Source organism: Marinicella rhabdoformis (assembly GCF_009671245.1).
Taxonomy (GTDB): Bacteria; Pseudomonadota; Gammaproteobacteria; order Xanthomonadales; family Marinicellaceae; genus Marinicella; species Marinicella rhabdoformis.
The window spans coordinates 75919-93387 of the sequence record NZ_VTFS01000006.1; the positions used below are offsets into that span (position 1 = coordinate 75919).

Consider the following 17469-nt stretch of genomic DNA (forward strand, 5'->3'; position numbering starts at 1 on the left):
AATTGATAAAATCAATTGTCTTAAAATACTTTCTCAACAGCCATGCCTACCAAGAAATACATTGTCATATTATTGGCAGTTACCACCACATGTTTTCAACCTGCGTTCGGACAACAATGGGATGTGATAAAAAAGAGCACATTTGAGTTATTAAAAAACAATGCGTTTATTTCAGGTCACAGCTTGATGGACAACCCTTTTGCTGACCACTTGCAGTCTATAAACGAATCAAAAAACATTGTCTATAACTGGAATCAACAAATTGGTATTGGCTCTCCGATCAGAGTAAGAACCAGTGGAAATCAATTACCACCTAACAACTGGGCCGGCTATCACACGGGTAAAAACCGCAGCGGCAATGACATGGATGTGATTGCAGAATTGACATCACCAACAACGATAGGCAGTAATGAAGTATACAATGCACTGTTGATAACAGAACGCCATGACATTCTTGATGTCATCCGCTGGGAATACAGTAACAGCTTATTGCATCATTATCACAACAGGCTTATACATGGAAACAACAAAGCTGAAACTTACCTTTACCATTCATGGCTTAATATAGACCCCAATGACCCGCAAGACTGGATATCATTCGAAGGCCTGATGCTCAATGCTTGGGAATGTGTGGCAGACAAAGTTAATCTAACGCTCGCCTCTGAGGGCAAAACCATGGGTGTCAATGTCATTCCAGCTGGCTGGGCATTAGCCAATCTGTTACAACACATACTTGATGATGAAGTGCCCGGCTTCAGCGGATCAGACGCACAAAGGGTTGATGACTTATTCAATGACACTGTACATTTAAACCATGAGGGTATTTATTATTTATCAGCCCTGAGCTTTGCAATCATCAACAAACAAAGCCCTGTTGGCGCCACCATCCCTGCATCCATACAAAATGACACTGGCCTGGCATTACAACAATTGGCATGGCAATATGCTGAGCAATACCTTGCAGAATATCGCTCAAAAACCATGTCTGCCTGCCGCCAAATCATGATTAACGAAGGCTGTGATCGTTACTTCTCTTTCACCAATCGACCTGACCAAATCAACTCATGTGTTGACTGGATGAGTAACACAGGTTTTTCAACAAACCCTTTTAACTGGCCAGATCCTAACTTGGTAACTTGGCCTGACCCATAAAGACAAATTGAAACGCTTTACTTGAAACAGGTGTTTCTTCAGTACAAACTGTCACCGTATTTCTTTTCGCCGGCTCTGATTTCAATGGGCAAGCGGTTTTGGCGTGGTGGTAGTGAACACGTAGAGTATGCAGTGAAGGCACAAGGAGGGTTGTAAGCTTTGTTGAAGTCCATGATGACTTGGCCGTTTTCATCCACTTTACTTTCGGTGTGAATAAATCGACCTGGCCCATAAGTTGTTTTGCCATTGGTTTTGTCCGCAAAGATGATGTAATAATCGTCCGCATCATCTAAAGCATCGATGCTGTAAGACTCACCATCCAATATAAAATCTAAACGACCAGGTGATGGCGTTTCAGTCAATATGCCCAGTACATTGACAATAGGAATCATTTTAACGGGTTCATAAGGTGTGAACTGAGCCACAACCCTTTTTGTTGGGTCTGTTGGAAAGTATTCTAGGCCTTGGAATTCAGTTCGGGTTTTGGCTCTTGAGTCCCAAATCCTAACCCCTAGTTTACCGCGCTCAACGACAACAAATTTAAAAGTATCTGCCGTTAACGCTGTGGCAGCTTCAGTTTCATGACTGTCAGCAAACACCTCAATGTCATCATTGAACAGCTCACCATTTGCTTTAAGTAGGTTGTTTTCTTTGGGTTGGAAATGAATTTTATTGTCATTAGTCAAAACGAATGCACCCAAATGACTTGGGCCATGTGGCAACACGATGTCATTGCTTTGATCTGAGCCGATGGTGTTGGCGCCTTTTTTGAGCCAACTCAATCCAACCAAACTTAACCAGTCGTGAGGTTTTTGCAAGGCTTCAACACGATTATTCTTCCACTGTTGTAGCTCTTCTGGGTAATCTGCCACAGCAAAGCTTGTCATCATCAGCATTAAAATCAAGCCAATCGTTTTGAACATTTTTCACTCCTTCTGTTGTTAAGTGTGATGCAATTTATGATTAATTCTATCACCTCACATATGAACTGAAATCATTTATTTTCTTTCTAATAAATAGCATTGATGGATTTTTGAACCTTTAAAGTCCATGTCCATACTTTTGTTAGTCAGGTTTTTAACAACAAATGTTTCTTGTAAAGATTCATCGAGCTTAAACTTTCTGAAGTTGTTAGAAAAATAAATCACACCACCTGGCTTGAGTTTTTGTGCACATGCTTCAATTAATTCCACGTGGTCTCTTTGTACATCCCAATCTGTTTCTCGAGAATGTGAATTGGAATACGTTGGCGGATCAGCAATGATGATGTCATGTAAAGTTTTATCAAAGATCAGGTGTTTCATCACATCTGCACGAAGTACTTCATGTTTCGTTCGTAACTCATTGATTTTAAAATTTTCTTCACACCATTTCAAATAGGTTTTTGACGTATCGACACTGGTGATGTCACTGGCGCCACCCACAGCGGCTGCCACTGAAATCGCTCCGGTATAACAAAATAAATTCAATACAGATTTGTCCTTGGCTGTTTTCTGCACTTGGTTTCGCAACCAGCGGTGGTCTAAAAATAAGCCGGTGTCCAAGTATTTACCCAAATCAATCAAATACTTTCTGTCACCTTCATTAACCACAAACCGTGCCGCATCCATGTCCAATTTATTGTACTGGTCATTTTGCTTTTGTTTTTGGCGTGTTTTGAGGTGAATCTTGTCTGTGACAGGCTGTAATACCGATTGCACCGCTAACATGGCTTGCTCAAGGTGAACTTTGGCCTTACTTTCAGCAATCGTTTTTGGTGCTTGATATTCTTGGATGTTGATGTGGTTCCTGTATTTATCTATCGCAAAAGAATATTCAGGGATATCGGCATCATAAACACGAAAAGCTTCAATCCCATTACGTTCAGCCCAAGGTGTCAGTTTGCTTAAATTTTTCTTTAACCTATTGGCCAACATTTGTGCCGAAGCTGGTAAAACGAACAACTGGTCTTTGGGCGTGTTGAGCTTATTGGCTTTATTAATTTCAAACAACCGCAGTTGAATCGGCAAAGCACCATTCATCAAGGCATACACATGGTTTTCACGGTAGCCCAACAACCAGCCTTTGGAAGCATCTGGCGTCAGTACAGCGGCTTGTGCGCCTTGCGCCTTCTGCTCTAACCAAGTGGACAATTGTTTCCAACTGGATAAATGGTTCTTTTGTAGCCGCACACCATAAGGCGGATTACACACAATCAAATTATTTCGAGGAGGAATTTTGAATTTATCTAATGTTTGGTATTGAAAGCTGATGCGTTTGTTATGCTGCACTCGTTCTAAATTTTCATTCGCCAAAGCAATTGAGTCCTTGTGATGATCAACCCCAATCAACTGACCTCTGAATGTTTCCAAGCCGGCTTCTGCCCTGCCCTCAGCTTCAATCATCAACTGGGTCCAGTGGTGAGAGTCGAAATGTTTCCAGGAAAACAAAGCGTGACTTTTCATTAGCGAGTTCGGCGCCAAGTCACAGGCCATTTGCCAACCTTCGGTCAACAACGTACCCGATCCACACATGGGATCAACCAAGTTATAACCTTTTTTAGATAATTCAGGCCATTTGGCGCGCATCAATATCGCCGCCGCTAAATTTTCTTTCAATGGTGCCAGCGTATTTTGTTCGCGGTAACCACGCTGATGCAAAGAATGACCCGTGATGTCTTGATAGATATCCAGTTGTTTGTACTTTAAACGCGCATAAACCATCAAATGGGCATCTTTCTTTACCATTTTGGGCCGTTTGCCAAATTCCTCGTACATCTGGTCACAAATAGCGTCTTTACATACTTGAGATGAAAAGTGGCTGTTTTTTAATTCGTCATTGGTACCATTGAATTTAATTGTCAGCGTCGATGGTATGTCTTTACACAGCCGGTGCCATTCAATAGCAGAAATGCTGTTATACAAATCCTTCTTATTGGCACAAATTTGGCTGTCCAGCTTCAAATACAAACGGTTGGCCAATCGGGTCCACATCACCATGCGCATGACGTTTTTGGCATCAGCTTCAAAATGCACGCCGGCCAAGCCTTCTTTGGCTTCAATGGCGCCCAGGTCTAACAGTTCTTGTTTCAGTAACAACTCTAAGTGTTTCGGGCAAGATGCAAACCCAGTAAATGTGGTCATGGTTTATTTGTCCAAGTTGATGCTGATTTGTTCAGCCATGTCAGCTGCTTTCTTGCGTGCTGAATTGAGTGATCTGGCGGTAGATAAACACACACCCAAACGCCTTTTACCATTGATTTCTGGCTTACCAAACAATCGCAACTGCGTACCAGGTTGTGCCAAGGCATCCGAAACGCCGGCAAAAGTCGGATTACTTGCTTTTCCATTCCCTAGTAAAACGTGGGAAGCTGATGGGCCGTTTTGTATGATGCTAGGAATCGGTAAGCCTAAGATGGCACGCACATGCAAGGCAAACTGACTTAAATCTTGTGACACCATGGTCACCATACCAGTGTCGTGTGGTCTGGGTGACACTTCTGAAAATATCACCTCATCACCCTTGATGAACAATTCCACACCAAAAATACCATAACCACCCAAAGCATCTGTGACTTTCTTCGCGATTTCTTTGGCCAATGCCATGGAACGGTCGGTCATGGCTTGTGGCTGCCAAGATTCTTGGTAGTCACCATCAACTTGAACATGACCTATGGGCTCACAATAGGACGTACCGTCTTTGTGTCTGACGGTCAACAAGGTAATTTCAAAATCAAACTTCACAAAGCCTTCAACAATAACCCGACCAGCCCCCGTACGGCCTGCCGATTGCGACTCTTGCCAAGCCTTTACAATGTCATCGTCTGTTTTGATGGTTGACTGTCCTTTGCCTGATGAACTCATGACGGGTTTAACCACACATGGCATACCTATGCGCTCTACTGCACCTTGGAATGCCTCAAAATCATCAACAAAAGCATAAGGGCTGGTTGGCACATCCAACACTTCAGCCGCCAGTCGTCTGATACCTTCTCTGTCCATCGTCAATTGTGCGGCTTTGGCCGTTGGTACCACGTTTACACCATTGGCTTCCAATTTAACCAACTCATCAGTGGCAATGGCTTCAATTTCTGGTACCACCAAATCAGGTTTAACCTGTTCAATTAAAGAACGCAAAGCTTGCGCATTTGTCATATCAATTACAAATGACTCATCTGCCACGTGCATGGCAGGCGCTTTATCATAACGGTCAACAGCAATCACATGCACACCATAACGCTGCGCTTCAATGACCACTTCTTTACCTAGCTCTCCCGAACCAAGCAGCATGATTTTAACAGGGTGGACTCTTTCCTTAGAAAAATACTGACTCATAAAAACTGGGTGTATAAAACAAGCGGCCATTATAACACCAAGCCCAAAAACACAGTTCACAAAAATCAGTCTGAAACCATGTTTACATGAGAAATTATTGACAATGATTTATTTTGAACTCAGGCAATTTAACTGCTGTCGAATTAAGCCAATAAAAACAGACAGCAAACACTGGTAATTTTGAACCATGGTTTGTATCATATTCCACTGACATTTTGACTAGGAATTCCCTAATGAAAAAAACTTTAATGATGATTTTAATCATGGCTTTTAGTATGCAAGCCATGGCCACTACAGTAAAACTAAGTACCACAAAAGGTGACATTTATATTGAGTTATATGATGAAAAAATGCCCAACACAGTCAAAAATTTCCTCTCTTATGTGAATGAAGGTTTTTATGATGGCACCATTTTTCATCGCGTTATCAGTACGTTCATGATTCAAGGGGGTGGTTTTGATAAAAACCTGACACGATTAGATACCAAAAGCCCAATCAAAAATGAAGCCAATGCAGAAATGAAAAATTTGCGAGGCACTGTAGCCATGGCTCGCTTACCGTCTCCACACTCGGCGACAGCTCAATTTTTCATCAATGTGCAAGACAACCCATCTTTGAACCACACAGGCGAACAAAATACTCGCACTTGGGGCTATGCGGTATTTGGTGAAGTCGTACAAGGCATGGAAGTTGTTGACGACATTCGCTTTGTTCCAACCGGTGCACAACCACCATTCAGAAAAGATGTACCGCAAGAGGCCATTGAAATTTTATCGGCCAAAGTGGTTGAAAAAGCACCAAAACCTGACACCAAAGAACAAGCCGTTAAACAATGACCACCTTATTTATATCAGATTTGCACTTATGCAAGCAAAGACCTGATATCACTGAAATGTTCAAAGCCTTCTTAGATGACAAAGCCCGACATGCTCGGGCTTTGTATATTTTGGGAGACTTGTTTGAGTATTGGCTGGGCGATGATGCCCTAGATGAAACGGCTGAAATTGTTTCTCAATGGCTCAAAGAATTGAACTCGTTGGGTGTTGAAATATATTATATGGCGGGTAACCGTGATTTTTTGTTGGGTGAAAGTTATGCCAACAAGAGTGGCATGAAAATAATCAATGAACCCCATTTGATTGAATTGAACGGCGAACAATCCCTGTTAATCCATGGTGACGCTGAATGCACCGACGACAAACCCTATCAGCAAGCCAGGCTTATGTTAAGAAACCCTGCATGGCAAGTTGAATTTTTATCTAAAAGTATAGCTGAACGAATCGCTTTTGCTGAACAAGCCAGAAAACAAAGTCAAGAACATACCCAAGGGGCCGATATGAATATCATGGATGTCAATCAAAATGCCATTGATGCATTGTTCGAACAACACAACGTTAAACAAATGATTCATGGTCACACACACCGACCTGCCATTCATGAACGCAATGACACCAAGCGAATTGTTCTCGGCGACTGGCACAAACAAGCCAGTTATTTAGAATATAATGACTCAGGCATGTCATTGGTGCATGCTTAAATACAAAGGAGACTTTATAAACATGAAAATTACACAATCCACAACCGCCAGTTTTCAAAAAGGCGCAGCCCGAATTGACGGCACATTTTCGGCCACTCAAGACCACATCGATTTTGAACCGTTCAATAAACAAGTGGCATTGGGCCCTTACCATTTAGACCGAAAAGAGATCAACAAAGTAGAACAAACAATGGGCAAAGGTGGCGGCATCATCCCTACCACCACAGAAGCCATCCGAATTGTCATGAACGATGACAGCAGCTATGAGTTTATTTTGTCAGATGCACAAAAGTGGGTCACCGCACTGAATCCCGAGGCATAAATTTTACATTACCTGACAGAGTAAAACTGACAGACAACATCACAAGCCTCGACATGCTCGCTTTACAATTAACCCAACAATTCAGCGTGTACTTCACCATCCCAAGGATGAAGCATCATGATTTCTTTCAACATTGAAAACTGAGATGGGAATTTGGCAATCACATCATGTGGTTGTGGCACCAGGTTTTTATCAACAATCAAACCAAACTCAACATTGCCGTTGTATGACAAGATACTGATTCCCATACCAATGGTGCCATTTTGTGGCACCCAAAACATGGTTTTTTCGATCTTGCAGCCTGCAATATACAAAGGCACTTGTGGCCCAGGTACATTGGTTAATACGGCTGACGCTTTTTTTGAAAATTGATTCAGCAACACGTTTTGTATGGCTTGTGGCGCCAAACCAACCATGCTGAGCAGCCCTAAGGCCACCAAAGCTTGCTTTGATGATTTGAGCTCGTTCATTTCTTGGTGCACCAATGCCAAACGTTTCAAAGGATTGGCCTCATGTACTGGCAGTTTTAAAAATACCAAACCAAAATGGTTGCCTAACTCTTTGGCATGTTTCAAAGGTCTGAGGTTGACAGGTACTGTGGCTCGGATTTCTTTTTCATTCGGATCATCACCCCGCTCTATCATGTATTCACGAAGCGCACCTGCTAAATTAGAAATCAACACATCATTCACTGAAGTGCCAGTGGCTTTAGATATGGCCTTGACTTCATCCAAGGGCAATGATTCTGCCCATGCCACACGTTTACGAGTACACAAATCTGATTTAAAGACACTTTCAGGGTCATTGCTTAAGGTCAAAGCATGGAATAACTCCTCCATGATTTCAACAGATCCGCCAACACCCTTCTCTATCAGGCTGGGGTCTTGCCAAATCTTCTTACCCAATTCAGTTGCTTCATTGAGCATTTTCAAAGACTGGTTGAATTGTTTTTTGGCCGGGTTAATTACTTGCTTCAACAACCCCAGTTTTTGGTGTTTTTCTTTGTTACTTTCTTTGTGATCGAGCAAGACACTGTTTTCACGTGTGGTACTGGTCATAGAAAGTAACACTTGAATTAAGGCAATACCATCAGCGTAACAATGATGTATGCGTGACACTATCACAGGTCCTTTGGCATAGTTTTCAACGATATGAAAAGACCACAAAGGCTTGTTTTTATCCAATGGCGTGGAGGCCAAATTGCTGACATAATCTTGCAATTCACGGTAATCTGCTTTTCCAGGCAGTGCCACTCGACGCACATGAGCCGCCATGTCAAAATATTCATCTGTTTTCCAGTAAGAACCACTGGCATTTTGTAGTGCCAGTTGCTTAAAACGGCGGTATTTGAGGAATTTTTTTTCTAAAACTTCAATAAATGTAGCCAATTCAGGCTGGGTATCCAAAAACATCAACCCTGTAATCATCATCAAATTATGCGGCGATTCCATTCGCAACCAAGCGGTATCTACTTTGCGCATGGCCTCTTTTTTACTGTCAATGTACTGGAACATGAAATATTGGGTTTTAAATTTTAGTCCCTTCATTATAATAGAAAGATTCATATAAATGATAAAAGTCTTTTCAATGGCAGAAATCTTTAACATAGACATTCCAAATTTCACCCTTGGTAAGGAAATCGGCCGAGGCGGTATGGCAGCTGTTTATCTGGGCGAGCAATTGCAGCCCAAAAGACAAGTGGCCATCAAAGTGGTTTCACCACAAGGTAATGATGAAAAAATACTTGAAGATTTAAAGAAGGAAGGCGACACGGTCGCTCAGTTTTCGCACCCCAATATTGTGACTGTTTATGCTTGTGGTGTGGTTGATCACTATTATTACTTGGCCATGGAAATTTTGGCAGGCGGTGATTTAAAGCAAAAAATCAATCAAGGCCTGACAGAGCTGGAAACTTTCAATATCATGATTGACATGGGTAAAGCGCTAGAACATGCTCACAAGCGAGGCACCTTACACAGGGACATCAAACCTGAAAACATCTTATTCCATGACGACGGCCAAGCGGTACTTGTGGATTTTGGTATTGCTCGAGCTGGTAATGCCGTCAGTGAATTCACTCGGGTTGGCGCTGTTGTTGGAACGCCTCACTATATGAGTCCTGAGCGAGCCTTGGGTAAAGACATTGATGAACGTTCTGATTTATATGCTTTAGGTGTGGTCTTTTACGAAATGCTGGTAGGTGAAAAAGTTTATGATGCTGCTGATACTTTTGCAGTCAGTTACGCTCATGTTCATGAACCCATTCCAGATTTACCCAAAAACTTGGCCAAGTACCAACCGCTGTTAAATAAATTATTGGCTAAAAACCCTGATGATCGCTTTCAATCAGCCACTCAACTGGTTCATCAGCTCAAAAAATACGTCCGGCGTTTACACCCAGCTCATGACACAACACATTCTTTTATTCCCATTACTGATCATCGAGCTCAAAAGAAAAGTTGGTTACCATACATTGTTGGTGGAGGCGCATTAGGCGCAGCAGTTTTAGCAGGTGGGTTTTTTATGGGAAAAAATGACGGTGTGATTGAAGTGAATAAAGTGAAATTGACACCACAACAAATGGTAGAACTTTCAGAAAAATTACCTGCCGCAAACAGTTTTTTTAATATGCAAAACTTCACTCAAGCAGAAGTATTTTACGAAGAAATTCTCACAAAATATGATTGCAAGGAGGAAGATGCCAGGGGGCGAATGAAAATTTTAAACATTGAAAAATACAATAAGATTATAGAAGCCTGTGACTGATTTACCGCCAAAATAATTTAAAAAAATACGAACACAAAGCACCTCCCGTTTACGAAGGTCATTTAACTGTATTTATATTTTATTTTTGTAACAAATAATTTTTTCAAAATGACATTTGAACACCTGCGTAGTAGTTTCTTGTTGCGGCTGGATTGAAGTAACGGTTGCCGAAGGCATTGATGTCGTTACCTAGGCTGTATGCTTCGTTGAGCAGGTTATCTATGCCGGTGAACAGTTGGACTTGCTTTGATGAGGACAAATTTAAATCCCAAGTGCCTTTGAGCTGTATCAAATGGAATGCGTCAGAATAAACCGTGTTGGCATCATTCAAGGGCATTGTCGATGTGTAGTTATGCGATATGTTGAGGCCTACTTGTTTGGCTAGGCTCAATGACAGTGTGTTTGTCCAAACCCATTCTGGCACAGCGGTGACTTTGTTTCTTGAGTAATCATTGTCTTCAACTTGGTATTTACCAAAGCGGTAGTGGTTGTATGTCAGTGCTGATTGCAAGTTGAGTGATTGGATCAAGCGTTCATCATTGGGCGAAATAAGAAATGCTGAAATGGTGGCTTCAAAGCCTTTTTGTTTGATTTCGCCTGCATTGACAAAATATTCAGCTCCCGCTTGATTGACTTGACGCACGATGCCGTTGTCCATGTCGAGTTGGTAGACAGTGAGGTCGGTGTACCAGTTTTTATTGATTGGTTCCCAGCGCAGGCCGACTTCATAATTGGTGCCTGTTTCGGGTTCTAGTTCGGTATTGATGGTGTTGTCTGAGGAGCGCACCTCGGCGATGGTGGGTGGTGAATACCCTTTTGAAACAGAAGCACGTATGGCTAAATCGTCTGTGAAGCTGAATGAGCTGGCAACTCTTGGCATCAATATGTTACCGAAATCAATGTTACCTTTTTCAAAAATAGGTTTTAAGGATGTGTAGTTAATTTCAACTTGATTTAAACCCATTGAGGCTTCGATTGTCCACCGATTGTATAAGTCCACCATAACCCGGTAAAACAAGCTGGTTTGGTGGTTATTCAAGTCGTCTTTGGTTTGTAAGTCTGCAGGTCGGCCTTGGTTGTTGTCGTAGTTTTCCAGGTTGTTCCAACCTTTTTGCGTTTCCAGTCCCCATTGCATTTGCCATTGGGCGTTTTGGTGGTTGCTGTTTTTGTAGGAAAAATAGGTCCGCAAACCGGCGTTTTTTTCTTTTCTGAATTCATAGTTGGTGATGAATGGATTTTCAAAATCAGTGTTCGAGCCGAATAAACTGAGGCTGTGAGTGAGTTTGTCGCTCAAATGCGATTCGTGCGTGATGCCGCCGAAGAATGTTGTATTGTAAATGCCGGCTTTCTGTTCAATGGCCGATGGTGTGAATGCGGTGGCTTGACGTGAAAGCCTTGGGTTTGCTTGCCTTTGGCTTTCAGTTAAACCACCGGGTGTCTGGTAATGTAAGTCACTGTACAAAACCAAGAATCTAATTTCTTTGTGGTTCGCATAACGCCACTTATGGGCAGTTTGGACTGTTTTTTTGTTCAAAGCCGAGTGGTCACGATAACCGTCTGAGCGGGTAAAGGATTGATCGATTGAAAAGGCATAATCGTCATTGACCCTGCGCTGTATTGACCATTGTTCTTGGAACAAGCCATAAGAACCGGCATTGCTTGATATACTGCCTTGATTTTGAAACACGTCGAAGCCTTTCGGTTGCATGCGGATAACACCTCCCGAATTGGCGCCATACAATGAACCGTCTGGTCCTTTCAAGACATGTATCGATGCGACAGAAGCTGGGTCAATTAAGTTAAGGTAGGTGTTGCCACCGGCATCGGTGAGCGGAAATTCATCGACATATATTTTGGCATTTCTTATGCCGAAGGGTGACCGTATCAAGCTGCCGCGCATGGCCAATCGGTAACTGCCCGGAGCGCGTTGTTCCATGCGGATGCCAGCTATGCTGTTAATGGCTGGTAAAAATGTGGTGGTTTGTTGCGCTTCGATCTGTTCTGCCGTAATGGTTTGAGCCGAAGCCGTAAGACCCAAAATGGCTTGTTTATCGAAATGGGCGATGATTTCTATCGATTCCAGTTCCACTTTTTCATTTTCTTTTGCTTGCTCATCTACATTGTCAGAACCATGTTCATGGATATTTGTTTGGGCTGAAACCCATGCAGGTCTTAAAGCGCATAAGATCGATAACAGCAGGATGACTTTAATCATGACATATTCTGATCAGGTTATTTAAGCAAACCATTTATAGTAAGTCGCTCAAAGCGATACCAATACCGAAGCGTGTTTGGCTGTGGTTGTAATCAATCAGACTTTCACCGTAACCATCAGACACTGTGGCATAGCCGCGCAGCTTGCCCCAAAGGGGAAATGTCAGGCCAATTTCGCCAAAACCTTTGTTGGTCGAGAAATTTTGTCGGCCAATAAAACTGAATTCGTATTTGTCCCATTGATAAACCGTCGTTAATTCAAAATGCCCCATGTAATCAGCTATGTCTGGGTTGTCGTCGCCTTCTGGATCATCAACAGATGATTTTTCATTTTCTGACAACCTGTACCAAGGCTTCAGTGACAAGGCGAAATTGTTTTTTTCGAACAGTAAATGTGCATACACCCTATTCCAGCTTCTCGACAAACCTTGGCTGCGACCATTCGATTGATGCTCCATGCCCATAACCAAACCTGTGTTTCCGCCCAATGGGTGCCAGTTCAGCGGTGCGAGGTAAAACAATTCTGGCTGGTAGTTTGTTTCACGAAATGGTTTAGAGATGTCACTGGCAAAAGTTTGCCACCAAGCTTGTAAGGTGAAGCCCAAATACAAGCCATCGTTTTCAGTCAGGATGCTGTTTTGATTCAATGGTACTTTAAAGCTGAGTTGAAACTTGGTTTCTATGTCTTCTAGGTTTTCTGGGTAACCATTCCGGTTAATGTAAGCGCCTCTGTTGATGCTGTCCGATGTGTAAACGGGCAGGATGTAGTTCATTTTGTGAGGTGTCAACACATAAGCGTCATGTTCAGTTCGCCTTTCATTGGTGATCCTGTTGGTGATGGCACCAGGAATGTTTGTTTCTGGTTCAGTTGGTTGAGTTAATTCAGCACTTTGTTGGCAAATTGACCTGATTTCTGACAGTGTCAGATTATCTTCGCCATGTTTAAATTGATCCATGACACATTCAGTCAATGGCTCTTGTGCAGTGGCAGTGAAAGCCAATGACATCAATGCGGCCGTGAGTGGGGTTTTTAAATTGTTATTCATTGTGGTTTGACTTGTTTTTAATGGGTGTCAATCTAAGAATTTTAATGACTTCGATTTTTTGTCACCAGTTTAATTATATTCCATTCAAGTTCAAGCCATAAATTCAATCATCATATAGGCAGAAACCAAAATCATCATGAAGTTTTCAACTAATGAAACGAAACCCAGTGGTACATGGCTGTTTCCACCCACACAGGCACATTTAAGCGACCTTTTGTCTATGTACACGGCTTTGATGACTGACACTGCACCAACCATTCCTATCAATAAAGCCACAGGTGCAAAGTAGAAGGGGTTCAAACCTGACAACATACCCAGCCCAGCATAGGCTTCACCGAAGGCATAAATTTTGGCATAGGGTATCAATTTCATGGCCACCAAATCGTAGGTGATGAATTGGTTGGTGAAAGCGTTCAGGTCTTTGAGTTTTTGAATAGCCAAAACACACATGCTGAAAGCCACAAAGCCAATTATTGTTTCTTTGATTGGCAACTCACCATACAGATTAAAAGACCACAAAATGGCCATCAGAAAGGTCACACTGAAGATGGCAATGATGGGTTGATAGCTTGTGCTGTCCGACTGGGTGAGCTTTAAGCCCAGGTGATGCCTCAAATCTTCATAACCGCCAATTCGCTCGTCATCAATAAAAATTTGGGGTGTGGTTTTAACCTCATGTTTGTTTTTGAATGAATCGGTTTCTGCTCTTGATTTCAATGTTTGATCATCAACTTCAAATCCATGTTTTTTCAGCAGGTATTTCGCCTTCAGACCAAAAGGACAGATGTGATCTTTGGTTTTCATTCTAAAAAGCTGTGCTTTTTTCTGCATTCATCACCTCCTGTTTCAAAAAAGTTTTTTAACTTAAATGTCAGTAAAAATAAAATGTATTTGCTATATAAAGCTTATCACAGCTGGTCAGGTATTACATTGTGGCTTCCTTTGATTTTTGGTAATCTGTTGAACACTTCAGTTATAATTAAAACAATAATTTTAGTTTTGATTGACGTTTTTTTTTCAGCCTATCAGGGGTCTAGCGTAAGAACCCCCAAATATGGGTATTTTGAATTAATCACTTAGTAAAAAAACTTTCTTTCATAGCCGATTGTAATATCATTATCAGTTTAGAAACATCAATTTGGCCCTTTTTATTCTTAAATTTATATTTCCCTGTAAATAATATATGGGCCCAGGCTATTGGGGATATTCTGGCAAATTTATCCAATTCCTCTTGAGACACACCTTCTGCAATCATATTCTCATATATATTGTTTAAAACAATGCTGTTATAAGCGATGATTGAATTTGCAATCAGTCTTGATGCATGTGCACTGATTCTATTATCAACGATTCTTCTGCCTTTAAATATCCCCTTAAAGATGTTTCGTATTTGGTTTTGTAGCTGGTGATAGGCTTCTGTTCTATTTCTCGCTGTTCTAATGGCTTTTCTCAGTTGAATATCATCAATTAAATTCAAAATATGGATGGTTTTAAATATATTGTTGTATTCGTACAATGCTGCTCTCAGTCTTGAGTACCTTGCATGGGAATTTAGTTTTCTGATAATGATGCTTTGCGTGTTTTCTTGTAAAACCAATGACAATAATATCCTCAAGATCCCTCTTTTTTGATGTTTTATCAAATCAACGTCAATTATTCTTTTAGGCTTCAATATCCCTTTATAGTTTTCAATTGAATCCATTGAAAATAGTTCATTGGCAGCTTCTTTAACATTTTTAATACTAGGTACATAATCCACACCAATTGAATCAAGGGCCACAAAGTTCAATTTATTGAGAGAATGATTATCACCTGTTACCACATCTATATATACATCCGTTTTATTACCATAGATCATGTCATAAAGTGAATGCCCTTCATATTCATTTAATCCAATGTTTTTAGCATTAACAGCAACAAAATTAGCGATCAAAGTATAGATTGATATTCCTTTGCCTTTACCCAAATATTTTCTTGAATATCTAGATTGAATGGTACTGTCAGTAGTTGAATGCTTTTGCCCATCAGCATCAGCTAACAACCGGTCATCCAATAAATTCCAATTTTTAAAAATCGATAATGATTCAATGTGGTTACTGATTAGATCATTCACAGTTGTTAACGTGTCAATTCTTACAAAATCTTCGCGAGTTGTTCTCAGTATATGGAGTTTCAAATCAGACATTTCTGACATCTTTGTAACACCAAATCCAAAGGCCTCTGATAATAAACAAGCATTAATGGCCACAGTCAAAGGCTTTTGCCTTTTTATGTATCGAGGTTTTATGTGACTGAACCCCTCCCACATATTGATGAGGTTGCCCACATACATGATGACATCAGCAATTTCAACTTTGGGTAAATCACTAAAAAATGAAACATCAAGTTTTTCCGTACTGTCATACAGTAAATTCCAGACTGATACGCCATCCTCTGTTTGTTTAACCATAAACCCAGTATTGAGATTGTTTTCAATATTTGTTGTTGTTCTTTGCCATGCATTGTCTAATTCAGATAAAACATCATCTAATCGTTTGTCGCAATACACAGGTATTCTTGGAAATCCAAGCTCTTCACAAATAGTTTCAATTTGATCAACTTTTGAATCATCTACCAAATCGAATTCAATGTCACAATATGAAATACTTTCATTGCAACAAAGCCTGCCACGATCAATTTCGTGATACATCTTTTGGTACACATAAACCTCAAACAAATACGGGTCTATGTTCTTGTCAGTTTTATTCCTTTTGAGAAAGCCTTTTACTGATGATGGTATTTTTTCAATCACATGCTCGGGAATGATTAATTTTGAGGGGCTTTTAGATTTTGAATAATGGTTTTTAAGAACGTTTATATATTCAACAATAACTGAATCTTCTTTATAGTGAACAAATGGTACAGCCATTAATATTGGTCGCAAATAAAGTGACTGTATCCTACTTGTGCTGCTGAAATACTCCCACTTGCTGGTCTTTTTATCGAATTTATTCCCTTTTAAGAATTCTGCCAAAACTGGAAACTGTTCTGCGGGCAATATGTTGTATGCTATTTCGTTTAGTTGTTTATGATTTAATCCCTTTTCTCTTGATGGAAACCATTTCAAGAATTTTGCAAGCTGTGGAATATTTGCCGCAGCTTTACTACTGTGTTCAAGCATTGCCATTTGTATGTGTAATTTGCTGCCATCCATCAATGATTTGGTGTGGTAATTAAAACTAACGATTAAGTTATCAAGTATTTGCTGATACCTGAAAGAAATAAAGCAAATCAGGTGCAACCATTGTTGTGTCTTATTTAGCCTTTTAACTCTGTAGGCTGCGTATGTAGAGGCTATTTCTGAATAATATCTGATTGCGTTTTTTGAAAGCTCGAGTCTTGGGATAAATTCTTTTGAAAAAGTATAAAGTTCATGCAGATCACCTGCTTTATTAACCTCTAGGCGAACTGCCTTGTACTTAAAGTCTTTTTGATCACCACGTATTTGATTAAATGGTGTTATGCCATCTGATTTAACCAACAAACTGGCTAATTTAACCTGGATTTTTCTAGGTACACTGTTCATTAATCCATCAAGCCTCTTATTTTCTTGTGCGTATGCACTTGAAAACATATCTTGCAATGATCTGTATGAAGGAATAACTATTTGCTTATTTTCAAGGTATGAAAACAGTTGCCTCAGTGCGCTGTGGCTTTGTGGGTGATACCTGATCAATTTACTGATTTGGTTGATGATTTGTTTAGAGTACTCAGTGCTCCAATTTGTATAACCAGTTAACTTGAGTATGTCTTCAATTTGTTTGCTTCTGATTTTTCTTGATATTCCTTTATCAAATTTCAGTTTAGTGTTTTGAAACATAGTTTTTTTCAAATGTTTTACATCATGTTTCACATCATGAAAATCAAAGTTGAAAAACTGTTGTTTGGCTTTGAAATAGCCTAACTGCAATATGAAGTAAATTCTGGTTCTGGCGGTATTGTATTTGTTCAGATAAGCTTGTTCAGGTTTTGATAGTTCAAAATATTCATTTCTCTCATGAGGATTATATAAGGGAATACAATAAAGGTCATTTTTCTCAGTTTCTGAAAGAATCTGAATTCGCTTTGTTTTGGGCATTG

General features: G+C 40.5%; 13 protein-coding genes. 5 read left to right on the plus strand and 8 right to left on the minus strand.

From position 1 onward, the window contains the following. The first annotated feature begins 42 nt into the window (after positions 1-42). Positions 43-1152 carry a hypothetical protein gene (locus tag FET73_RS12970; RefSeq protein WP_154224400.1) on the plus strand — a complete coding sequence of 370 codons (1110 nt, stop codon included), beginning with the start codon at positions 43-45 and terminating at the stop codon, positions 1150-1152. 38 nt (positions 1153-1190) lie between these two features. Here FET73_RS12970 and FET73_RS12975 read toward each other — a convergent pair whose 3' ends face one another. From FET73_RS12975 to purT, 3 genes are all read right to left on the minus strand, one after another. Further along, the gene (locus tag FET73_RS12975) at positions 1191-2075 is read right to left on the minus strand and encodes a DUF1684 domain-containing protein (RefSeq protein WP_154224401.1); all 885 of its coding nucleotides are present in this window, start codon (positions 2073-2075) and stop codon (positions 1191-1193) included. Positions 2076-2150: 75 nt separating this feature from the next. Continuing rightward, positions 2151-4274, minus strand: coding sequence for a bifunctional 23S rRNA (guanine(2069)-N(7))-methyltransferase RlmK/23S rRNA (guanine(2445)-N(2))-methyltransferase RlmL (gene rlmKL, locus FET73_RS12980; RefSeq protein WP_154224402.1), 2124 nt, complete (start codon positions 4272-4274; stop codon positions 2151-2153). A 3-nt stretch (positions 4275-4277) separates the two neighbouring features. After that, a complete protein-coding gene (purT, locus tag FET73_RS12985; RefSeq protein ID WP_154224403.1) occupies positions 4278-5465 on the minus strand; it encodes a formate-dependent phosphoribosylglycinamide formyltransferase in 1188 nt (395 codons plus the stop codon). Between the two features lie 233 nt (positions 5466-5698). Here purT and FET73_RS12990 point away from each other — a divergent pair, with 233 nt between their 5' ends. From FET73_RS12990 to FET73_RS13000, 3 genes are read left to right on the plus strand one after another with little or no spacing between them, the layout of a single operon-like run. Then, positions 5699-6301 carry a peptidylprolyl isomerase gene (locus FET73_RS12990; RefSeq protein ID WP_154224404.1) on the plus strand — a complete coding sequence of 201 codons (603 nt, stop codon included), beginning with the start codon at positions 5699-5701 and terminating at the stop codon, positions 6299-6301. After that, entirely contained in the window at positions 6298-7002 is a 705-nt protein-coding gene (locus FET73_RS12995) for a UDP-2,3-diacylglucosamine diphosphatase (RefSeq protein WP_154224405.1), read from the plus strand. Before FET73_RS12990 ends, FET73_RS12995 begins: the two co-directional genes overlap by 4 nt. A 22-nt stretch (positions 7003-7024) precedes the next feature. Further along, a complete protein-coding gene (locus tag FET73_RS13000; protein WP_154224406.1) occupies positions 7025-7324 on the plus strand; it encodes a hypothetical protein in 300 nt (99 codons plus the stop codon). Between the two features lie 68 nt (positions 7325-7392). Here the strand turns inward: FET73_RS13000 and FET73_RS13005 are convergent, their stop codons facing one another. Continuing rightward, positions 7393-8871, minus strand: coding sequence for a wax ester/triacylglycerol synthase family O-acyltransferase (locus FET73_RS13005; protein WP_218944342.1), 1479 nt, complete (start codon positions 8869-8871; stop codon positions 7393-7395). Positions 8872-8893: 22 nt separating this feature from the next. Here FET73_RS13005 and FET73_RS13010 point away from each other — a divergent pair, with 22 nt between their 5' ends. Then, positions 8894-10090, plus strand: a complete 1197-nt coding sequence (locus FET73_RS13010) for a serine/threonine protein kinase (protein ID WP_154224407.1) — start codon at positions 8894-8896, stop codon at positions 10088-10090. 103 nt (positions 10091-10193) lie between these two features. Here FET73_RS13010 and FET73_RS13015 read toward each other — a convergent pair whose 3' ends face one another. The 4 genes from FET73_RS13015 to FET73_RS13030 form a co-directional block, all read right to left on the minus strand. Continuing rightward, positions 10194-12305, minus strand: a complete 2112-nt coding sequence (locus FET73_RS13015; RefSeq protein WP_154224408.1) for a TonB-dependent receptor — start codon at positions 12303-12305, stop codon at positions 10194-10196. Positions 12306-12339: 34 nt separating this feature from the next. Beyond that, positions 12340-13350: a phospholipase A gene (locus FET73_RS13020; RefSeq protein WP_154224409.1), complete on the minus strand. Its 1011-nt coding sequence runs from the start codon at positions 13348-13350 to the stop codon at positions 12340-12342. A gap of 90 nt (positions 13351-13440) precedes the next feature. Further along, positions 13441-14181 carry a MauE/DoxX family redox-associated membrane protein gene (locus tag FET73_RS13025; protein WP_154224410.1) on the minus strand — a complete coding sequence of 247 codons (741 nt, stop codon included), beginning with the start codon at positions 14179-14181 and terminating at the stop codon, positions 13441-13443. 241 nt (positions 14182-14422) lie between these two features. After that, positions 14423-17467, minus strand: a complete 3045-nt coding sequence (locus FET73_RS13030; protein WP_154224411.1) for a Tn3 family transposase — start codon at positions 17465-17467, stop codon at positions 14423-14425. Positions 17468-17469 lie beyond the last annotated feature (2 nt).

Coding starts and splice junctions, on each gene's coding strand:
- FET73_RS13010 (WP_154224407.1), top strand. CDS start 8,894: ATGATAAAAGTCTTTTCAATGGCAGAAATCTTTAACATAGACATTCCA.
- purT (WP_154224403.1), bottom strand. CDS start 5,465: ATGAGTCAGTATTTTTCTAAGGAAAGAGTCCACCCTGTTAAAATCATG.
- FET73_RS13005 (WP_218944342.1), bottom strand. CDS start 8,871: ATGAAGGGACTAAAATTTAAAACCCAATATTTCATGTTCCAGTACATT.
- FET73_RS13025 (WP_154224410.1), bottom strand. CDS start 14,181: ATGCAGAAAAAAGCACAGCTTTTTAGAATGAAAACCAAAGATCACATC.
- FET73_RS13030 (WP_154224411.1), bottom strand. CDS start 17,467: ATGCCCAAAACAAAGCGAATTCAGATTCTTTCAGAAACTGAGAAAAAT.
- FET73_RS13000 (WP_154224406.1), top strand. CDS start 7,025: ATGAAAATTACACAATCCACAACCGCCAGTTTTCAAAAAGGCGCAGCC.
- FET73_RS12975 (WP_154224401.1), bottom strand. CDS start 2,075: ATGTTCAAAACGATTGGCTTGATTTTAATGCTGATGATGACAAGCTTT.
- rlmKL (WP_154224402.1), bottom strand. CDS start 4,274: ATGACCACATTTACTGGGTTTGCATCTTGCCCGAAACACTTAGAGTTG.
- FET73_RS12970 (WP_154224400.1), top strand. CDS start 43: ATGCCTACCAAGAAATACATTGTCATATTATTGGCAGTTACCACCACA.
- FET73_RS12995 (WP_154224405.1), top strand. CDS start 6,298: ATGACCACCTTATTTATATCAGATTTGCACTTATGCAAGCAAAGACCT.
- FET73_RS13015 (WP_154224408.1), bottom strand. CDS start 12,305: ATGATTAAAGTCATCCTGCTGTTATCGATCTTATGCGCTTTAAGACCT.
- FET73_RS12990 (WP_154224404.1), top strand. CDS start 5,699: ATGAAAAAAACTTTAATGATGATTTTAATCATGGCTTTTAGTATGCAA.
- FET73_RS13020 (WP_154224409.1), bottom strand. CDS start 13,350: ATGAATAACAATTTAAAAACCCCACTCACGGCCGCATTGATGTCATTG.